This is a genomic window from Streptomyces sp. DSM 42067, from assembly GCF_055792885.1.
The window spans coordinates 8,194,189-8,209,028 of the sequence record NZ_CM147706.1 but is presented as its reverse complement, the minus strand read 5'-3'; the positions used below and the strand labels follow the sequence as shown (position 1 = coordinate 8,209,028).

The 14,840-nt window shown below is 71.4% G+C and carries 13 protein-coding genes and 2 pseudogenes; 3 read left to right on the top strand and 12 right to left on the bottom strand.

Translation table 11 applies throughout. The features are described 5' to 3' along the window. Positions 1 to 4: 4 nt before the first annotated feature. From ACSMXV_RS36840 to ACSMXV_RS36805, 8 genes are all read right to left on the bottom strand, one after another. Positions 5 to 1,150, bottom strand: a complete 1,146-nt coding sequence (locus ACSMXV_RS36840) for an LLM class flavin-dependent oxidoreductase (RefSeq protein ID WP_473175421.1) — start codon at positions 1,148 to 1,150, stop codon at positions 5 to 7. Between the two features lie 40 nt (positions 1,151 to 1,190). Further along, a complete protein-coding gene (locus ACSMXV_RS36835) occupies positions 1,191 to 2,393 on the bottom strand; it encodes an SfnB family sulfur acquisition oxidoreductase (protein WP_473175420.1) in 1,203 nt (400 codons plus the stop codon). A 16-nt stretch (positions 2,394 to 2,409) separates the two neighbouring features. Beyond that, entirely contained in the window at positions 2,410 to 3,627 is a 1,218-nt protein-coding gene (locus ACSMXV_RS36830; RefSeq protein ID WP_473175419.1) for an acyl-CoA dehydrogenase family protein, read from the bottom strand. Positions 3,628 to 3,645: 18 nt separating this feature from the next. Continuing rightward, positions 3,646 to 4,848 (bottom strand): SfnB family sulfur acquisition oxidoreductase, encoded by a 1,203-nt coding sequence (locus tag ACSMXV_RS36825; RefSeq protein WP_473175418.1) that lies wholly within the window; start codon positions 4,846 to 4,848, stop codon positions 3,646 to 3,648. Then, complete coding sequence (locus tag ACSMXV_RS36820; protein WP_473175417.1) at positions 4,845 to 6,236, bottom strand: LLM class flavin-dependent oxidoreductase; 1,392 nt, start codon at positions 6,234 to 6,236, stop codon at positions 4,845 to 4,847. Before ACSMXV_RS36820 ends, ACSMXV_RS36825 begins: the two co-directional genes overlap by 4 nt. Positions 6,237 to 6,276: 40 nt before the next feature. Further along, a complete protein-coding gene (gene ssuE / locus ACSMXV_RS36815; protein WP_473175416.1) occupies positions 6,277 to 6,831 on the bottom strand; it encodes an NADPH-dependent FMN reductase in 555 nt (184 codons plus the stop codon). A 47-nt stretch (positions 6,832 to 6,878) separates the two neighbouring features. Then, positions 6,879 to 8,381: an APC family permease gene (locus tag ACSMXV_RS36810; protein WP_473175415.1), complete on the bottom strand. Its 1,503-nt coding sequence runs from the start codon at positions 8,379 to 8,381 to the stop codon at positions 6,879 to 6,881. A 153-nt stretch (positions 8,382 to 8,534) separates the two neighbouring features. Further along, positions 8,535 to 8,630, bottom strand: a complete 96-nt coding sequence (locus tag ACSMXV_RS36805) for a putative leader peptide (RefSeq protein ID WP_473175414.1) — start codon at positions 8,628 to 8,630, stop codon at positions 8,535 to 8,537. A gap of 85 nt (positions 8,631 to 8,715) precedes the next feature. Between ACSMXV_RS36805 and ACSMXV_RS36800 the strand changes: the two genes are divergently transcribed. Next, positions 8,716 to 9,630 (top strand): LysR family transcriptional regulator, encoded by a 915-nt coding sequence (locus ACSMXV_RS36800; RefSeq protein WP_473175413.1) that lies wholly within the window; start codon positions 8,716 to 8,718, stop codon positions 9,628 to 9,630. Between the two features lie 177 nt (positions 9,631 to 9,807). Here the strand turns inward: ACSMXV_RS36800 and ACSMXV_RS36795 are convergent. Beyond that, positions 9,808 to 10,069: pseudogene (locus tag ACSMXV_RS36795) on the bottom strand (aldo/keto reductase); the annotation flags it as partial. A 381-nt stretch (positions 10,070 to 10,450) separates the two neighbouring features. On the opposite strand from ACSMXV_RS36795, the gene ACSMXV_RS36790 reads away from it, so the two are divergent. Together ACSMXV_RS36790 and ACSMXV_RS36785 are read left to right on the top strand one after the other, a co-directional pair. Continuing rightward, positions 10,451 to 11,476 (top strand): MDR family NADP-dependent oxidoreductase, encoded by a 1,026-nt coding sequence (locus tag ACSMXV_RS36790; protein ID WP_473175412.1) that lies wholly within the window; start codon positions 10,451 to 10,453, stop codon positions 11,474 to 11,476. A gap of 51 nt (positions 11,477 to 11,527) precedes the next feature. Beyond that, on the top strand, positions 11,528 to 11,899 hold the full coding sequence (locus ACSMXV_RS36785; RefSeq protein ID WP_473175411.1) for a MerR family transcriptional regulator: 372 nt from the start codon (positions 11,528 to 11,530) through the stop codon (positions 11,897 to 11,899). A 267-nt stretch (positions 11,900 to 12,166) separates the two neighbouring features. Here the strand turns inward: ACSMXV_RS36785 and ACSMXV_RS36780 are convergent, their stop codons facing one another. The 3 genes and pseudogenes from ACSMXV_RS36780 to ACSMXV_RS36770 all read right to left on the bottom strand — a co-directional run bounded on the left by ACSMXV_RS36780 (position 12,167) and on the right by ACSMXV_RS36770 (position 14,398). Further along, positions 12,167 to 12,952 (bottom strand): sulfite exporter TauE/SafE family protein, encoded by a 786-nt coding sequence (locus tag ACSMXV_RS36780; RefSeq protein ID WP_473175410.1) that lies wholly within the window; start codon positions 12,950 to 12,952, stop codon positions 12,167 to 12,169. A gap of 76 nt (positions 12,953 to 13,028) precedes the next feature. Further along, positions 13,029 to 13,265 (bottom strand): annotated as a pseudogene (locus ACSMXV_RS36775) (LLM class flavin-dependent oxidoreductase); the annotation flags it as partial. Positions 13,266 to 13,360: 95 nt separating this feature from the next. Then, a complete protein-coding gene (locus tag ACSMXV_RS36770; protein WP_473175409.1) occupies positions 13,361 to 14,398 on the bottom strand; it encodes an aldo/keto reductase in 1,038 nt (345 codons plus the stop codon). Positions 14,399 to 14,840: the final 442 nt, after the last annotated feature.

Here is a 14,840-nt window from a genome sequence, read left to right as displayed (position 1 = left end):
GTGCTCAGCGGCCCGCGAAGGGCACTGTTCCGGGCTCGGTCGTCCGCGGTCCGGCAGGGTGCTGCCACAGTCCGCGCGCGGCGAGCAGCGGGAGGACGCCTTCGCCGAACCAGTAGGCCTCCTCCAGATGCGGGTAGCCGGAGAGCACGAACTCGTCGATGCCCAGCGCGTGGTACTCGGCGATCCGGTCGGCGACCTCGGTGTGGCTGCCGACCAGGGCCGTGCCTGCGCCACCGCGCACCAGGCCGACTCCGGCCCACAGGTTGGGGTAGATCTCCAGGTCGCTGGTGGATCCGCCGTGCAGGGCGAGCATCCGGCGCTGCCCTTCGGACTCGCTGCGGGCCAGCCCGGCCTGGACCTGGGCGATGGTGTCCGGGTCCACGTGGGACAGCAGGCGTTCGGCCTCGGCCCAGGCCTGGGCGGCCGTGTCCCGCGTGATGACATGCAGTCGGATGCCGAACCGGACCTCGCGGCCCTCTTCGGCGGCGAGCTTACGGATCCAGGCGATCTTCTCCGCGACCTGCGCCGGGGGCTCGCCCCAGGTGAGGTAGACGTCCGAGTGGCGGGCGGCGACGGGACCGGCCGCGGCCGACGATCCGCCGAAGTAGATCGGCGGTGCGGGGTCGGGCAGCCGGTGCAGCTGCGCGCCCTCGACGCGCAGGTGCGTGCCCGCGTGGTCCACCGTCTCGCCCCGCCACAGCGCGCGGACGATGCCCAGGAACTCGTCGGCGCGGGCATAGCGGGCGTCCTTGTCCAGGAAGTCGCCGTAGGCGCGCTGCTCGTGCGACTCACCGCCGGTGACCACGTTGAGCAGCAGGCGGCCGTTGGACTGGCGCTGGTAGGTGGCGGCCATCTGGGCCGAGGTGGTCGGTGAGATCTGGCCGGGCCGGAAGGCCACCAGGAACCTCAGCCGCTCGGTGACCTCGACGAGCATCGCCGTGCTCAGCCAGGCGTCCTCGCACCAGGCACCGGTGGGCGTGAGCGCACCGACGAACCCCAACTGCTCGGCACTACGGGCGATCTGGCCCAGGTAGGCGGTCGTGGGCGGGCGGTCGCCGCCGGCCGCGCCGGTGCGCACGCCGTGGCCGCCGCCGACGATGTCGCGGCTGTCGCCGTTGGTGGGCAGGAACCAGTGGAAGGTGAGTGACATGACGGGATCCTCGGTTGGGTGGTGCGGTGGGACGAGCGGGTCAGAGCAGTCCGTGGCGGGGCGGCGGGGTGCCGTTCAGGACGTAGCGGCCGATGTGCTGGACCTTCCAGCGGGAGGGGTCGTGCAGGGTGTGGGTGCGGGCGTTGCGCCAGTGCCGGTCCAGGTTCAAAGAGGCCAGGCTGGAGCGGGTGCCGGAGACCTCGAAGAGCGCGGCGGAGAGCTCCACCGCCACCGGGTCGGCGAAGGCCTTCACGGTGGCCACGGCGATCGAGGCGGCGGCCGCTGAGGCATCGGTGAGTTCGGCACGGGCCGCGTCCACCTCCCGGGCGGCGCGTTCAAGGAGCGCCTCAGCCGCACGCAGCCGCACCGCCAGCTCTCCGAAGCGCTGGACGAGCAGCGGGTCTTCGGTGGCACGCTCGACTCCTGCCTCGAACCAGGGGCGGGTGCGGGTGCGGACGAACTCCGCGGCCTCGGCGAGCGCGCCCCCGGCGATACCGACGTCGATCGCGGCATGCAGGAGCTGTGCCACCGCACCGTGCAACTGCGGGCCGGTGAAGGTGAGATGGTGCGGGACGACATGCTCGGCAGGCACCCGGACACCGTCCAGGCGAACCGTGCCGCTGGCAGTGGTGCGCTGGCCCATGCCGTCCCAGTCGTCGACCACGGTGAGCCCGGGTGCGTCCCGGGGGACGTAGGCGACGTGCAGCAGCTCGTCATCGGCGCGGGCAAGCACCGGCACCCAGTGCGCGAAGAGCGCACCGGTGCTGTAGTGCTTGGTGCCGTTGAGGAGGTAGCCACCGTCGGGGTCGACTGTCAGTCGCGTCCGGTAGTCCTGTACGTGCTTGGTGCCGGCCTCGGACTGGGCGTTGCCGAAACGCTTGCCTGCCAGGATCTCCGCGAAGAAGAAGCGCTGCTGCTCCGGCGTGCCCTGGGCGCGCAGCACGTTGACGTAGGCGAAGTGGCTCTGCGGGATCTGGGCGAGGCTGGGATCGGCCGCGGCGAGCAGGCGGAAGACCTCAGCCAGGGTCGCGATCGAGACGTCCGCCCCGCCGTACTGGGCGGGGACAGTGATGCCGAGCAGGCCGCTGGCGGAGAGCCGGTCGAGTTCGGCGATGGGGAGGATGCGTTCGGCGTCGCGGCGCTCGGCTCCGGCGGCGAACTCGGCGGCCAGGGCGCGGGCGGTGGCCAGCGTTTCGTCATCGGTTCGGATGACCGTGGCGGTGGAGGATGCGGTGGTGGTCACGGCTGGGAGGCTCCGGTCAGGTGTAGAGGGTGAATTCGGGCAGGGTGCCGTTGAGGTAGTGGTCGCCCACCTCGCGGCGCTTGTACGAGACCGGGTCGTGCAGCGTGTGGGTCCTGACATTGCGCCAGAAGCGGTCGAAGCCGTGGCGGTTGGCGGTCGCCCGGGCGCCGGTGAGCTCGAAGACCTTGGCGGTGGTGTCGAGGGCGACGTCGGTGGAGACCACCTTCAGCGCCGCGACCTCGACGGCGAGCTCGCCACGCTCCTCCCAGGTCAGCTCGGGCCCGCGGTCGGCGGCGGCCTGGACATTCCCGGCCACGCGGTCGGCCAGCGCGGCGGTGGCGGTCAGGCGCGCGGCCAGGTCGCCGTAGTCGGCCAGGCGGTACGGGTCCTCGGTGGCGGAGGCCAGGCCGCTGAGCACCCACGGGCGTGAGGTTTCGCGGGTGTACGCGCGTGCGGTGGCCAGGGCGCCCTCCGCGATGCCCAGGTAGAGGTGGCCGAAGACGGCCTGGATGACGGGGGTGACGAGGGAACTGCGGGGAGTGGTGTGCTCCTGCGCGAGGGAGCCGATCACCTGCTCGGGCAGGATCTCCACGCCGTCGAAGGTGACGCCGCCGCTGGCGGAGAGGCGCTGGCCGAGATTGTCCCAGTCCTGCCTGAAGACCAGCCCTGGCGCGTCGTGCGGGACGACCAGCAGCAGCTGCTCTCCCGTGCCGGTCACCTCGCCGGAGGTGAGCACCACGTCCCCGGTGCTCGCACCGGTGGCGAAGCTCTTGGTGCCGTCCAGGCGGTAGCCGTTGCCGTCCGGGTCCGGGGTGAGCTTGAGGTCGGGGTCGATGGGGTTGACGGCGTCGCCCCACAGCCACTGGCCCTCGGCGGATGGGCGGGCGTACCGCTCCTGGGCCTCCGGTCCGGCCGCCAGCCACAGGTTGTCGAGGTTGACGTAGTGGTAACCGAGCAGCTGGGCAATGGATCCGTCGGCACGGGCGATCTCGCGTACCACGGCGAGTGCGGTCGTCCAGCCCTGCCCCGCGCCGCCGAACCTGCGGGGAATCAGGAGAGCCGGCAGTCCGGCCTCGCGCAGCAGCCGCAGCTCGGCAACCGGGTCCTGCCCTGCCCGGTCGCGCTCCAGCGCGTCCACGGCCAGGGCGTCGGCGACCTCGCGGGCGCGGGCGATCCACTCCTCGTGCTCGGTGGGCCCGGTCTGAGGGTCCTGTGTGTCGTGTGTATCGGGCATGTCCGGGGTGGTCCCTTCTCAGATGATGCCGTTGCGGGGAGGCGGGACCTCGTCGAGCTCCCAGGCGCCCAGGTGGCGGATCTTCCAGCGGCGCGGGTCGTGCAGGGTGTGGGTGCGGGCGTTGCGCCAATGGCGATGCAGGTTGAGGGCGTTGTCGGCGGCGCGGGTGCCGATCAGGGCGAAGATGTCCGTGGCCACGGTGAGTGCGGCGGTGTCGGCCTGGGCGCGTGCGGCCGCGACCGCGGCCGACGCCTCGGCCGCGCTGTGCTCGGTGAGGTCGGCCCGCGCCGCGTCCACCGCCTCGCCGGCCTCGCGCACCAGCGCGCGTGCCGCCCGGACCAGCACGGCGAGTTCGCCGAAGCGGTCGATGACCGCGCCCTCGTCCGCGGCGCGTTCGACCCCGGCCTCCCACCACGGCCGGGCCAGCTCGCGGATCAGTCGCCTGCCGTCGCGCAGCGCCGCCACCGCGATCCCGGCGTCCACGGCGGCGTGCAGGTAGTTGCCGAACGCGCCGAAGGTCTCCGGCTTCTCGTAGAGCGGGTCGACCGCGACGACGTGCTCGGCCGGGACCGTGACGGACGCGAAGCGCACCGTGCCGCTGCCGGTGGTGCGCTGGCCCATGCCCACCCAGTCGTCCTCGATCGTCACACCCGGGTGGTCGGCGGGGATCCACGCGGCGTGCAGCCGGCCCTGCTCGTCGTTGGCGTAGATCGGGATCCAGTGCGCGAACGGCGAGCCGGTGGCGTAGTACTTGGTGCCGTCCACCACCCGGCTGGCGTCGGGCTGCCGCCGGAAGGAGATCGCGTAGTCCTTGGCGGTGGCCGTGCCGCGTTCGGACAGGGCGTTGCCGAAGTGGCGGCCGGCCATGACCTCGGCGTGGAAGAAGGCCAACTGCTCGGCGGTGCCGGTGTGCTGGAGCAGGTCGACGAAGTAGTAGTGGTTCTGCGGGACCTGGCCGACGCTGCTGTCCCCGGCGGACAGCTCGGTGAAGACCTCGCCGAGGGTACGGGCCGAGACCTGGGGGCCGCCGTGCTCGCGCGGGACGGTGAGGGTGAACAGCCCCGCCTCGGACAACTGCCCGACCTGCTCGCGGGGCAGCAGGCGCTCGGCGTCGCGGCGGGCGTCGGCGCCGTCCTCGGCCAGGCGTGTCCCGAGTGCGCGGGCGGCGGCGACGGCCTCGGCGTCGTCGGCTATGCGCTGCGGTACGGAGTAAGCGGTCATACGGTGGCCCCCTCGGCCGAGGTGATGCGGTAGCGGGCGGCGGGGTGGTCGTCACGGACCCGGGCCTGGCCGGCGCCGTAGAGGTTCTCGCGCAGGGTCGTGCCCTCGTACGAGGTGCGGACCCGTCCGCGGCGCTGCAGCTCGGGCACCAGGTGGTCGACGATGTCCTCGAAGGTGCCCGGGGTGATGGCGTAGGCCAGGTTGAAGCCGTCCACGTCGGCCTCCTCGACCCAGCGCTCCATCTCGTCGGCGACGGTGGCCGGGCTGCCGACGACGACCGGGCCCATCCCGCCGATGCCCACCCAGCGGGCAATCTCGCGCGGTGTCCACTCACGGTGCGGGTCGGCGGTGGAAAAGGCCTCCACGGCACTGCGGATCGCCTCGGTGTTGACGTACTTCAGCGGCTCGTCCGGGTCGTAGCCGGACAGGTCGAGTCCGCTCCAGCCGCCGAACAGCGTGAGAGCGCCGTCCAGGCTGACGTAGCGCTGGTAGTCCTCGTACTTGGCCTGCGCCTCCTCGTCGGTGGGCGCGGTGACCACGGTGAGCAGCGTGAAGAACTTGACGCTGCGCGGGTCGCGGCCAGCCGCCTGGGCCAGTTGGCGGATGTGGCGGATCTTGGGCGCGAGGACCTCCGGGCGGGTGCCGGTGATGAAGACGGCCTCGGCGTGCGCGGCGGCGAAGGCGCTGCCGCGCGGGGAGGCCCCGGCCTGGAAGACCACCGGGGTGCGCTGCTCGGAGGGCTCGCACAGGAACAGCCCGGGGACCTCGAAGTAGGTGCCCTTGTGGCCGATCGGGTGCAGGTGCTGGGGGTCGGTGAAGACGCCGCGCTTGCGGTCGCGCAGTACCGCGCCGTCCTCCCAGCTGCCCTCCCACAGCTTGTAGCAGACCTCCAGGAACTCCTCGGCGACCTCGTACCGGTCGTCGTGACCGACCTGGGTGGCCAGGCCGAGGTTGCGGGCGGCGCTCTCCAGATAGGAGGTGACGATGTTCCAGCCGACCCGGCCGTTGCTGAGGTGGTCCAGCGTGCTGAACTTGCGCGCGAGGGCGTAGGGCTGCTCGTAGGTGGAGGAGACGGTGAGCCCGAAGCCGAGGTGCTCGGTGACGGCCGCCATCGCGGAGACGGCGAGCAGTGGGTCGTTGACGGGGATCTGTGCCGCGTCGACGATGGCCGGCTCGGGGCCGCCCTGGAAGACGTCGTAGACGCCGAGCACGTCGGCGATGAACAGGCTGTCGAAGCAGCCGCGTTCCAGCAGGCGGGCGAGGTCGGTCCAGTAGGTGAGGTCCTTGTAGCGGTGCGACTGGTCGTCGGGATGCCGCCACAGGCCCGGGGACTGGTGGCCCACGCAGGTCATGTCGAAGGCGTTGAGGTGGATCTTGCGGGTGGTCATTGCTGGTTCCTTCAGGCGTCGGCTTGTGGGTGCCCCGGCGTCAGCCGGCGAGGGCGAGGGGGCGGCGGGCTGTGAGTGCGGCGGAGAACCCGTCGACGATCTGGTGCAGTTCCCGGGCGGTCTCCGGCGGGAGGGACACCGCACCGTCGGCGGCAACAGTGATCTGCTTGTCCACCACGAACCGGCCGGGCAGCACATGGTCGGCGCCCATGGAGCTGAGCACCGGCCGCAGCGCGTAGTCCACGGCCAGGACGTGCGCCGGGCTGCCGCCGGTGGCCAGCGGGAGAACGGCCTTGCCGGCCAGCGCGTACTGCGGCAGCAGGTCAAGCAGTGTCTTGAGCAGACCGGAGTAGGCGGCCTTGTAAACGGGTGTCCCTATCACTACCCCGTCCGCGCGCTCCAACAGCTCGGCCGCGCCGAGGATCGCCGGATGCGTCGGATCCGCCCCGAGCAGCGCGTCTGCGGGCAGCGTGCGCACGTCGAGCGGGACCACCTCATGCCCCTGCGCGGTCAGCCGCGCATCGAGATGACGCAGCAGGCGGCCGGTGCGCGAGGTCGGGGAGGGGCTTCCGGAGACGGAGAGCACGGTGGGCATGGGGGTGGAACTCCTTGAGTGAGTGGGCGGTGTGCGGCGGCGGACTGTCAGGCGGTCTGCGCTGCGGGTTCTTCGGTGCCGGGATCGGCCCCGGCACCGGGCGCGTCCGCATGACGGACCAGCGTGCCGATACGTCGCGCGCGCTCCGGGTCCCGGCGATGAAGCACGCCGTACCAGGCGAGCCCGGCCAGCACCACGGCCGCGAAGAGGTAAGGCAGCAAGCTGACCGGCCAGGCCGGGACCGGCACCAGGTTCTTGTAGATCACATACAGGATGGCCAGCGCGGCCAGCCCTCCCGCGACCACCGGGCCTGCCGTCAACTCGCCCCGGCGGCGCAGGTACGGGACCACCGCCAGCACCACGAGGAGGTAGGCCAGCAGGTAGCCGAAGGTTCCGAAGGTCGCGGTCCAGGCGTAGACGTCGAGTTCGCCGGCACCGGCCGCGATCAGTGCCAGCGGCACCGCTCCGGCCACCGTGCCGAGCAGCGTGATCGCCGTGTGCGGGGTGCGGAACCGTGGGTGCACCCGGCTCAGCGCGGCCGGCAACACGCCCTCCCGGCTCAGGCTGTACAGCCCGCGCGCCGCCGCGTTGACGCTCGCCGCGCCACAGGCCACCGCGGAGACCGCGATACCGAGATTGAGTACGTAGGTGAGCCACTCCACGCCGGCCGAGCGGGCGACCTCGTTCAGCGGCGCCGTGGAGGAGGCAAGCCCGTGCTGCCCGGTGAACCCGATCACCTGGACGTAGGTGCTGAGCAGGTACAGCACCCCGGCACCGAGCACCGTCCCCAGCATCGCCCGCGGGATGCTGCGGTACGGTTCGCGGGCCTCCGAGCCCAGCGAGCCCGCGGACTCGAAGCCGACGAAGATGGTCACGGCCAGCACCGTGCCGAGCATCACCCCGTTGGGATCGGCCCCGCGCGCAGTGAACTGCACAGTGTCCAGGCGCAGTCCGAAGTGTGCTGCGGTGGCCGCGAGTGCCGCGACGATCGCCGCCAGCGACACCACCTCCAGCACGATGCCGATCCTGCTCGACAGTTTCGCGCCGCGTACCGGGTACCAGACGGCCACGGCTGTGGCGGCCGCAAGCAGCACCAGCTGCCCGCCCGTCCCCGCCGCGGGCACGCCCGCCGAGTCCAGGAAGGCCCCCAGGTACATCGCCGCACCGACCAGACAGGCGGCCGCGATACCGGTGTAGCCGACCACCAGCCCCCACCCTCCGGCGAAGGCCGGCACCCGCCCGAGCCCGAGTGCGACGTATCCGTACAGCGAGCCGGCTCCGGCAGCCCGGCGGGCGAACTGCGCCACGACATAGGCCACCAGCAGCACGATCACCGTGCCGGCTACGAGCGCGTAGAGCGTGCCGGTCCCGGCGCTCAGGAAGATCACGGGCACCGTGCCCGCGATGGCGATGGTCGGCCCGGTGGCGGCCAGCGACTGTCCGAACGCCTCAAGGGCCGAGAGGGCATTGGACGCGAGTGAGGACGGCGGCGCCGAGGGAGAGGCCGAGGTCGGCGCCGGTGGCGGCGCGTTGGTCTCGATAGAAGACATGGGGATGCTCCGAAAGAGGGCCGGGCAGGCGGATATGCCTCCCAGCCAGGGAGGAAGGCGAGGGGCTCGCCAGGAATGACGGAGCGTCAGGAATCGTCAGGACACATCAGGCACGTCAGCCGTTGGCGAGGGACAGCGCGAAGGTGAGCCGGGTCAGCGCGCGGCGCAACAACAGCACGCACACAGAGCGCTGGACACACGCACGAGGTCGACGTGGCGTCGCCGCGTGAGGTCGTTGCGCTTGATCATGACCATGATTCAACCAGGTCGTATGCCGACTGGTCGAGCGGGGGCCCGTCACGGATCCGCGATGGATTGATAGGGTTTCCCTACCATGCGGATCGAACAGCTCGAGTACCTCCAGGCCGTCGCACGCCTCGGTTCCCTGCGCCGTGCCGCCGAGGAGCTGCACCTCTCGCAGCCCGCGCTCAGCGAGACCGTCCGCAATCTGGAACGTGAGCTCGGCGTCGAACTGCTGGACCGCCGCCGATCCGGAGCCCGGGCCAGCGACGCCGGCCGCGAGCTGCTGCCGCACGTCGCCGCCGTCCTGGAGGCGGTGGACCGGCTGCGCCAGGCCGCCGACCACCAGCACCAGGTCAGCCGCATGGTCAGACTCGGCACTGTGCACGCCGCGACCGTCCCCCTCCTCGTCCCCACGGTCCGCGACTTCCGCACCGCACACCCGCAGACCCAGGTCGAGGTGGTCACCGCCCAACAGACCGAGATTCACCGAATGCTGTCCGAGGGCGGCCTCGACCTCGGTCTTGTGAACTACCTCACCGGCGACGATCTTCCGCCCGACCTGGAGTCCACCGGCCTGCTGCGCGGCCGCCCGGTGGTGTGCATACGCCCGGACAGTCCACTGGCCGCACACTCCACCGTGACCGTCGACGCCCTGCTGTCCGAGCCCCTCGTCGTGATGCGAGCCGGCTATGTGATGCACCGCTACGTGCACCGGCTGCTGCGCGGGCGAAGCCCGGCCTTCTCGTACTCAACCGACGGCGCCGAGATGGGCAAACTGATGGTCGCGGAAGGGCTGGGCGCCACCGTACTGCCCGACTTCAGCGTCATCGGCGATCCGCTGGAGCGCAGCGGCGCCATCACCTGGCGCCCGCTCGCCGACGGCGAGACGGGCACCGGCACCGAGGTGCTCATGGTCGTCCAGCGCCGCCGTTCCGCCTCCCACCCTCGCGCGGCACGGGATCTGCACGACACCCTGCTGGAGCGGGCACAGCAGTACCAGCGCTGACCGCTGTGCGGCTACGGATGCCCTACCTCCGTCCCGGCGAGGGCGGTGCGGAGTCCCTGCCGCCACTGCCACCACCCAGCCTGTCGAACCAGTCGGAGTTGCTGGATGCCGCCCTTGACGCGGCGTGGTTCTGGGTCCGCCGGCCCCGGAAGGCCGACGGACGGCGCTGAGTCAGTCCTACGGACGGCGGCGCAGCGCGGAGTCGGTGAGCGAGGGCAGGGGTGTAACCGGCGTCGCGGGACGAGAGGTTGGTGCAGGGCGGGACGATCTCGTCGATCCGGTCGAGTGCGTCCCGGCTCAGCCGGATCTTGTCCGCGCCCAGCTGGCTCTCCAGCTGTTCGAAGGTACGCGGCCCGATGAGCGCCGAGGTGATTGCGGGGTGCTCCAGGACGAAGGCCAGGGCCAGTTGTACGAGGGTGAGCCCGGCCTCCTCGGCCAGCCGCCTCCTCGGCCAGCCGGGCGAGAGCGTCGGCGGCCTCCAGCGCGTCGGCAGGACGTGGTGTTGCCGAGGCCATCCGGTCGGAGTGCGCAGCGCGCTGGTGCGGAGCTTGGCGGCGTTCTCCGGTGCGTCGATGTCGAAGCGGGCCGCCTGGCATTCGACACGGCTGGAGGCTGGCTGCTCGGTGCCGCCGCGTTCCCCTGGAGCGTCCTGGTTCTCCTCGTGCCGGTCCTGATCGTCGTGATCGCCGCCCGCCGCCACGGCTTCCCGGCCAACCGTCCGCACCTGGGCCGACTTGCCCCTGACGTGCGGGTCAAGAGTTAGCTTCGCCGCACCTGCACGGCATGTGTGCCACCGCCTCGATCTGCCAGGAGCCCGAAGATGCCCGCTGCTCTCCCCCGTACCGCGCGCGAAGTCCGGATCGCCGCCCTCCCCGAGGGGCTGCCCTCGCCGGAACACTTCGCCGTCGTCGAGACGCCGCTGCCCGAGCCCGGACCGGGCCGGCTGCTCGTCCGGAACCGGTACTTCCTGGTGTTCCCCGGACTGCGCACCTTGATGGGAACGGAGACGGACGGCGTGCCCCTGCCGCCACTGCGCACCGGCGACACGCTGTTCGGCCCTGCTGTCGGAGAGGTCGTCACCGCGCCGGACGACAGTCCGCTGCGCCCAGGTGACGCCGTCCTGCACATGCTCGGCTGGCGCGAGTACGCAGGGGTGGCCATCGCGGACTGCGCCCCGCTGGACGGCTCGCTGCCCGACCCGGTCGCCTATCTGGCCCAGGGATCGGCCGCCTATGGCGCACTGACCCGGCTTGCCGAAGTCCGCCGGGGCGACGTCGTCTTCGTGACCGGAGCAGCGGGAGCGGTCGGCTCCCTGGCCGGACAGATCGCCCGGCTCCTGGGTGCCGCGAGGGTGATCGGCAGCACCGGCTCGCCGCAGAAGGCCGAACGGCTCGTGTCGGAGCTGGGGTACGACGCGGTCGTGCTGCGAGGGGCCGGCCCGATCGCTCCCCAGCTCGCCGAGGCGGCGCCCGAAGGCATCGACGTGCTGCTGGACACGGTCGGAGGCGAGCAACTGGTCGCCGCCCTCGGTGCGGCCCGGCAGGGCGCCCGCTTCGCCCTCGTCGGGGCGCTCGCCGGGCAACTGTCGCCTGGGCGGGCCGGCGGCAGCGCACCCGTGGAGATCGACTCCTACCGGCTGGTCGTCAAGGGGATCTCGTTGCGAGGCTACAGCGGCGGTGACCATCCCGACGTGGAGCAGGAGTGGACCGAGCACTTCGGCGCGTGGCTGCGCTCCGGACGGATCCGCTTCCCCTACACGCCGATCGCCGGCATCGATCGTGCCCCGCAGGCGCTGACCGGTCTGTTCGGCGGACAGCACTTCGGGGCTGCCATAGTGGAGTTGTAGGAGCGGCGCACGGCAGGTCGCCGTCCAGGGGGCAGGAGCGGGGCAGGACGGATGCGGATCGGCGAAGCGGCGGCGGCAGCCGGTACCACCCCGAGGGCACTGCGGTTCTACGAGCAGCGCGGACTGCTGCCCCCGCCCGCCCGCACCGCCTCCGGTCAGCGGGAGTACGGTCCGGGCGAGGTCGCTTTGGTACGCGTCATCCGCGAACTGCTGGCTCTGGGCCTCACCGTCGAGGACCTGCGCAGCCGCGCCCACCGCCTCCACCTGCTCGCCCAGAACCCCCAGGCGCGGTGCGACTCCTCCGGCCGCCCAGGCGCCTTCTCCGAGGTCGTCGACCGCCGCCTCGCGGCCCTGGACGCCGAGATCGACCGGCTCACCCGTCTGCGGGAGAACCTCGCACGGCGCGCCTCCGGAAACGGCTGACACCCCGACCAGGCGGCCGACCTGCTCATAGCCGCGAACAAGATGTGTCGTCGAGGTGGAGGTGGTCTGCTCAGATCCGGCCGAGCACCGGCAGCGCGTGACCTCGCGCCGCGTCGACATCCCGGATCTGCCGTGGGAGGCCTGACCGGGCAGCTTCGACGCCCCTGGAGTCCTTGGCTGGCAGTGCACGGGCGGCGTGGGCTCCAGGGCGGCGGCGAACGCCAGACGGCGGCTCCCTTCTGGATTCCGGAGCCGGGACCTGTTGCGTCATCGCAGTGACTGCACGGCGTAGAGGGTCCCGAAGGCGGCGGCCAGGGCGCCGAGCAGTAGGCGCAGGGCGGTCTCGGGCAGACGGGGCTGCAGGTGCGCCCCAAGGTAACCGCCGATCAGCCCGCCCCAGCCGCAGGCCAGCCCGAGGTACCAGTCGGGGGCGACGTCACCGGAGCCGGTCAGGGACAGCAGTGCGAAGGACGCGGCACCGGCCACGGAAGTGGCGAAGGTGGAGGCGAGGGCGGCGGGGGCGACCTGGCTCACCGGCATGCCTCGGCCGACCAGGACGAGGCCGAGGATGGAGCCGCCGCCGATTCCGTAGATCCCGCCGACGATCCCGACGGCCAAGGCCAGGCCCGTGACGATCCGGCGGGAGGGTTCCGCCGCCGGGGCGGACGGCCGGGCAGGCCGGAAGGTACGGGCGATCAGCCACAGGCCCAGCGGCATCAGCAATCCGGCGACCAGAAGGCGGAAGACGGTGGCTCCGGGGACGGCGAAGACGCGCACCACTGCGCCGATGACCACGCCGGGCAGAGTGCCGATCACCAAACGGCGGGTCAGCGGGCTGTTCAGCAGGCCCGCACGGCGGTAGCGCAGCAGGGCGCCAGGCCCGGCCACCACGTTGAACAACAGGTTGGTGGGGGTGACCGCCGGACTGGGCACGCCGAACACGCTCAGCTGCACGGGCAGCAGGAACACCGCACCCGAGACCCCTACGGGCGCGGTCACCACCGCGATCATCAGGCCGACGGCCAGACCGTACAGTCCCGTCGGATCTGCCACTTCGGCCCCCGATCGTTCGAACGTCCGCCCAGTATCGCTGCCGCGCTCACATGATGGGAGGAAGCGATCACGTGGGTCATCGTGGGCCGCCGGCACCAGCGAAGGGGACCGGGGCCGTGGGCTCCAAGTCCGCCACGGTGTGGAACGGGTGGGTCCACAGACCCTGTGCCGCGAGCTTCGGCAGGACGCCCTCGCCGAACCAGTACGCCCCCTCCAGATGCCGGTAGCCGCAGAGCACGAACTCGTCGATGCCGAGCCGGTGGTACTCGGCGATCCACTCGGCCACCTCGGTGCGGCTGCCGACCATCGCCTTCCTCCCACCCCATGCGCTCGGCCGAACGCACCGCGCAACCGGCACCCGTATAGCGCCAATACCGCTGCAAGCGGCAACCGACCGCGCCCGCCGTCTCAGACTCGGACGCCGGTCCCGTGGATGCCGTGCCGGTCGATGAGCGCAAGCTCTTCCTCGGTCAGCGGGGGGAAGTCCAACGCCTTGAGGTTGTGGTCCAGCTGCCAGGTCGAACTCGCGCCGATGAGCGCACTGGTCACCTGCGGCTGCCGCAGGACCCACTGCAGCGCGAGCTGCGCCAGTGACTGTCCGCGCTGCTGGGCGATCTCGTTGAGTGCCGTTGCCCGTTCGCGGTAGGTGTCGTCGATGTCGTCCGGCGACAGGAAGGTGCTGTTCTGGGCCCGGGCACCCTGGGGGATCGTTCCGTCGAGGTACTTGTTGGTCAGCAGCCCCTGGGCGAGGGGGCTGTAGACGACGAGGCCGAAGCCGTCCTCGGCGGCGAGCTTGAGCAGACCGTTGAGTTCCGGGCGACGATCGAAGATCGAGTACCTCGGCTGGTGGACCAGCAGCGGGACTCCCGCCTGGCGGAGCAGCTCGGCCGCATCGTGAGCACGCTCGGGGGTGTAGTTGGAGATTCCGGCGTACAGCGCCTTTCCGGACTGGACCGCGGTGACCAGCGCGCCGACGGTCTCCTCCAGCGGGGTGGAGAGGTCGGGGCTGTGGCTGTAGAAGACGTCGACGTAGTCCGTGCCGAGGTCTCGCAGGCTGTGGTCGAGCGAGGCCAGCAGCGACTTGCGGGAACCACCCTTGAGGTAGGGGCTGGAGCCGATCGGATTGCCTGCCTTGGTCGACAGGATCAGCTCGTCCCGGTAGGGCGCGAGGTCCCTGCGCAGCACCGTGCCGAAGAACTTCTCGGCGGCGCGGGGCGGCGGACCGTAGCGGTTGGCGTTGTCGAAGTGGGTGATCCCGAGGTCGAAGGCGTGCAGCACGATCTCGCGCTGACCTTCGTACGGGTAGTCGGCACCGAACTTCTGCCAGAGGCCGAAGGAGAAGGCGGGCAGGTCGAGGCCCGAGTTCCCGGTACGGCGGTACTCCAGGTTCGCGTAGCGGTCGTCCGCCGCGTGGTAAGTGGTGTCGAAGGGGCCGGAGGCTGCCATGAATCAGTTTCCGTTTCAGAACGTCAGAGAGTGTGTCAGAGGTCGGGGCGGCTGCGAAGGGCGGCCGGGGCCCGGCCGGGGCGCGGCCGGGGCGCATGGGATGAGCTCATTGACATTCTGAACGATCACGCAGAAACTCGATCACATGCGTGAGGTCCTGGAGGTTCTGCTCCTTACAAAGGAGCGTTGTGTCGACCTCGTCCGCGTGTCCAGCGCACGCTGTTGATCTCGTAACCGCACTCGATACGTCGCCGCAGATCGGGCCGGGTTCGTCGCTCGTCGACGACCGACACGCCGTTGACGGCTGGTTCCGGCCGCAGCACGCGACTGGGCAGTGAACCGGAAGACCGGCCAGACGTAAGTCGACGGATGTCAGTCCGGCTTCCTCTTTGTCGAGCCTTTTGTCGAGCCTTTTGTCGAGCAGTGGACCGCGCACGTTGCC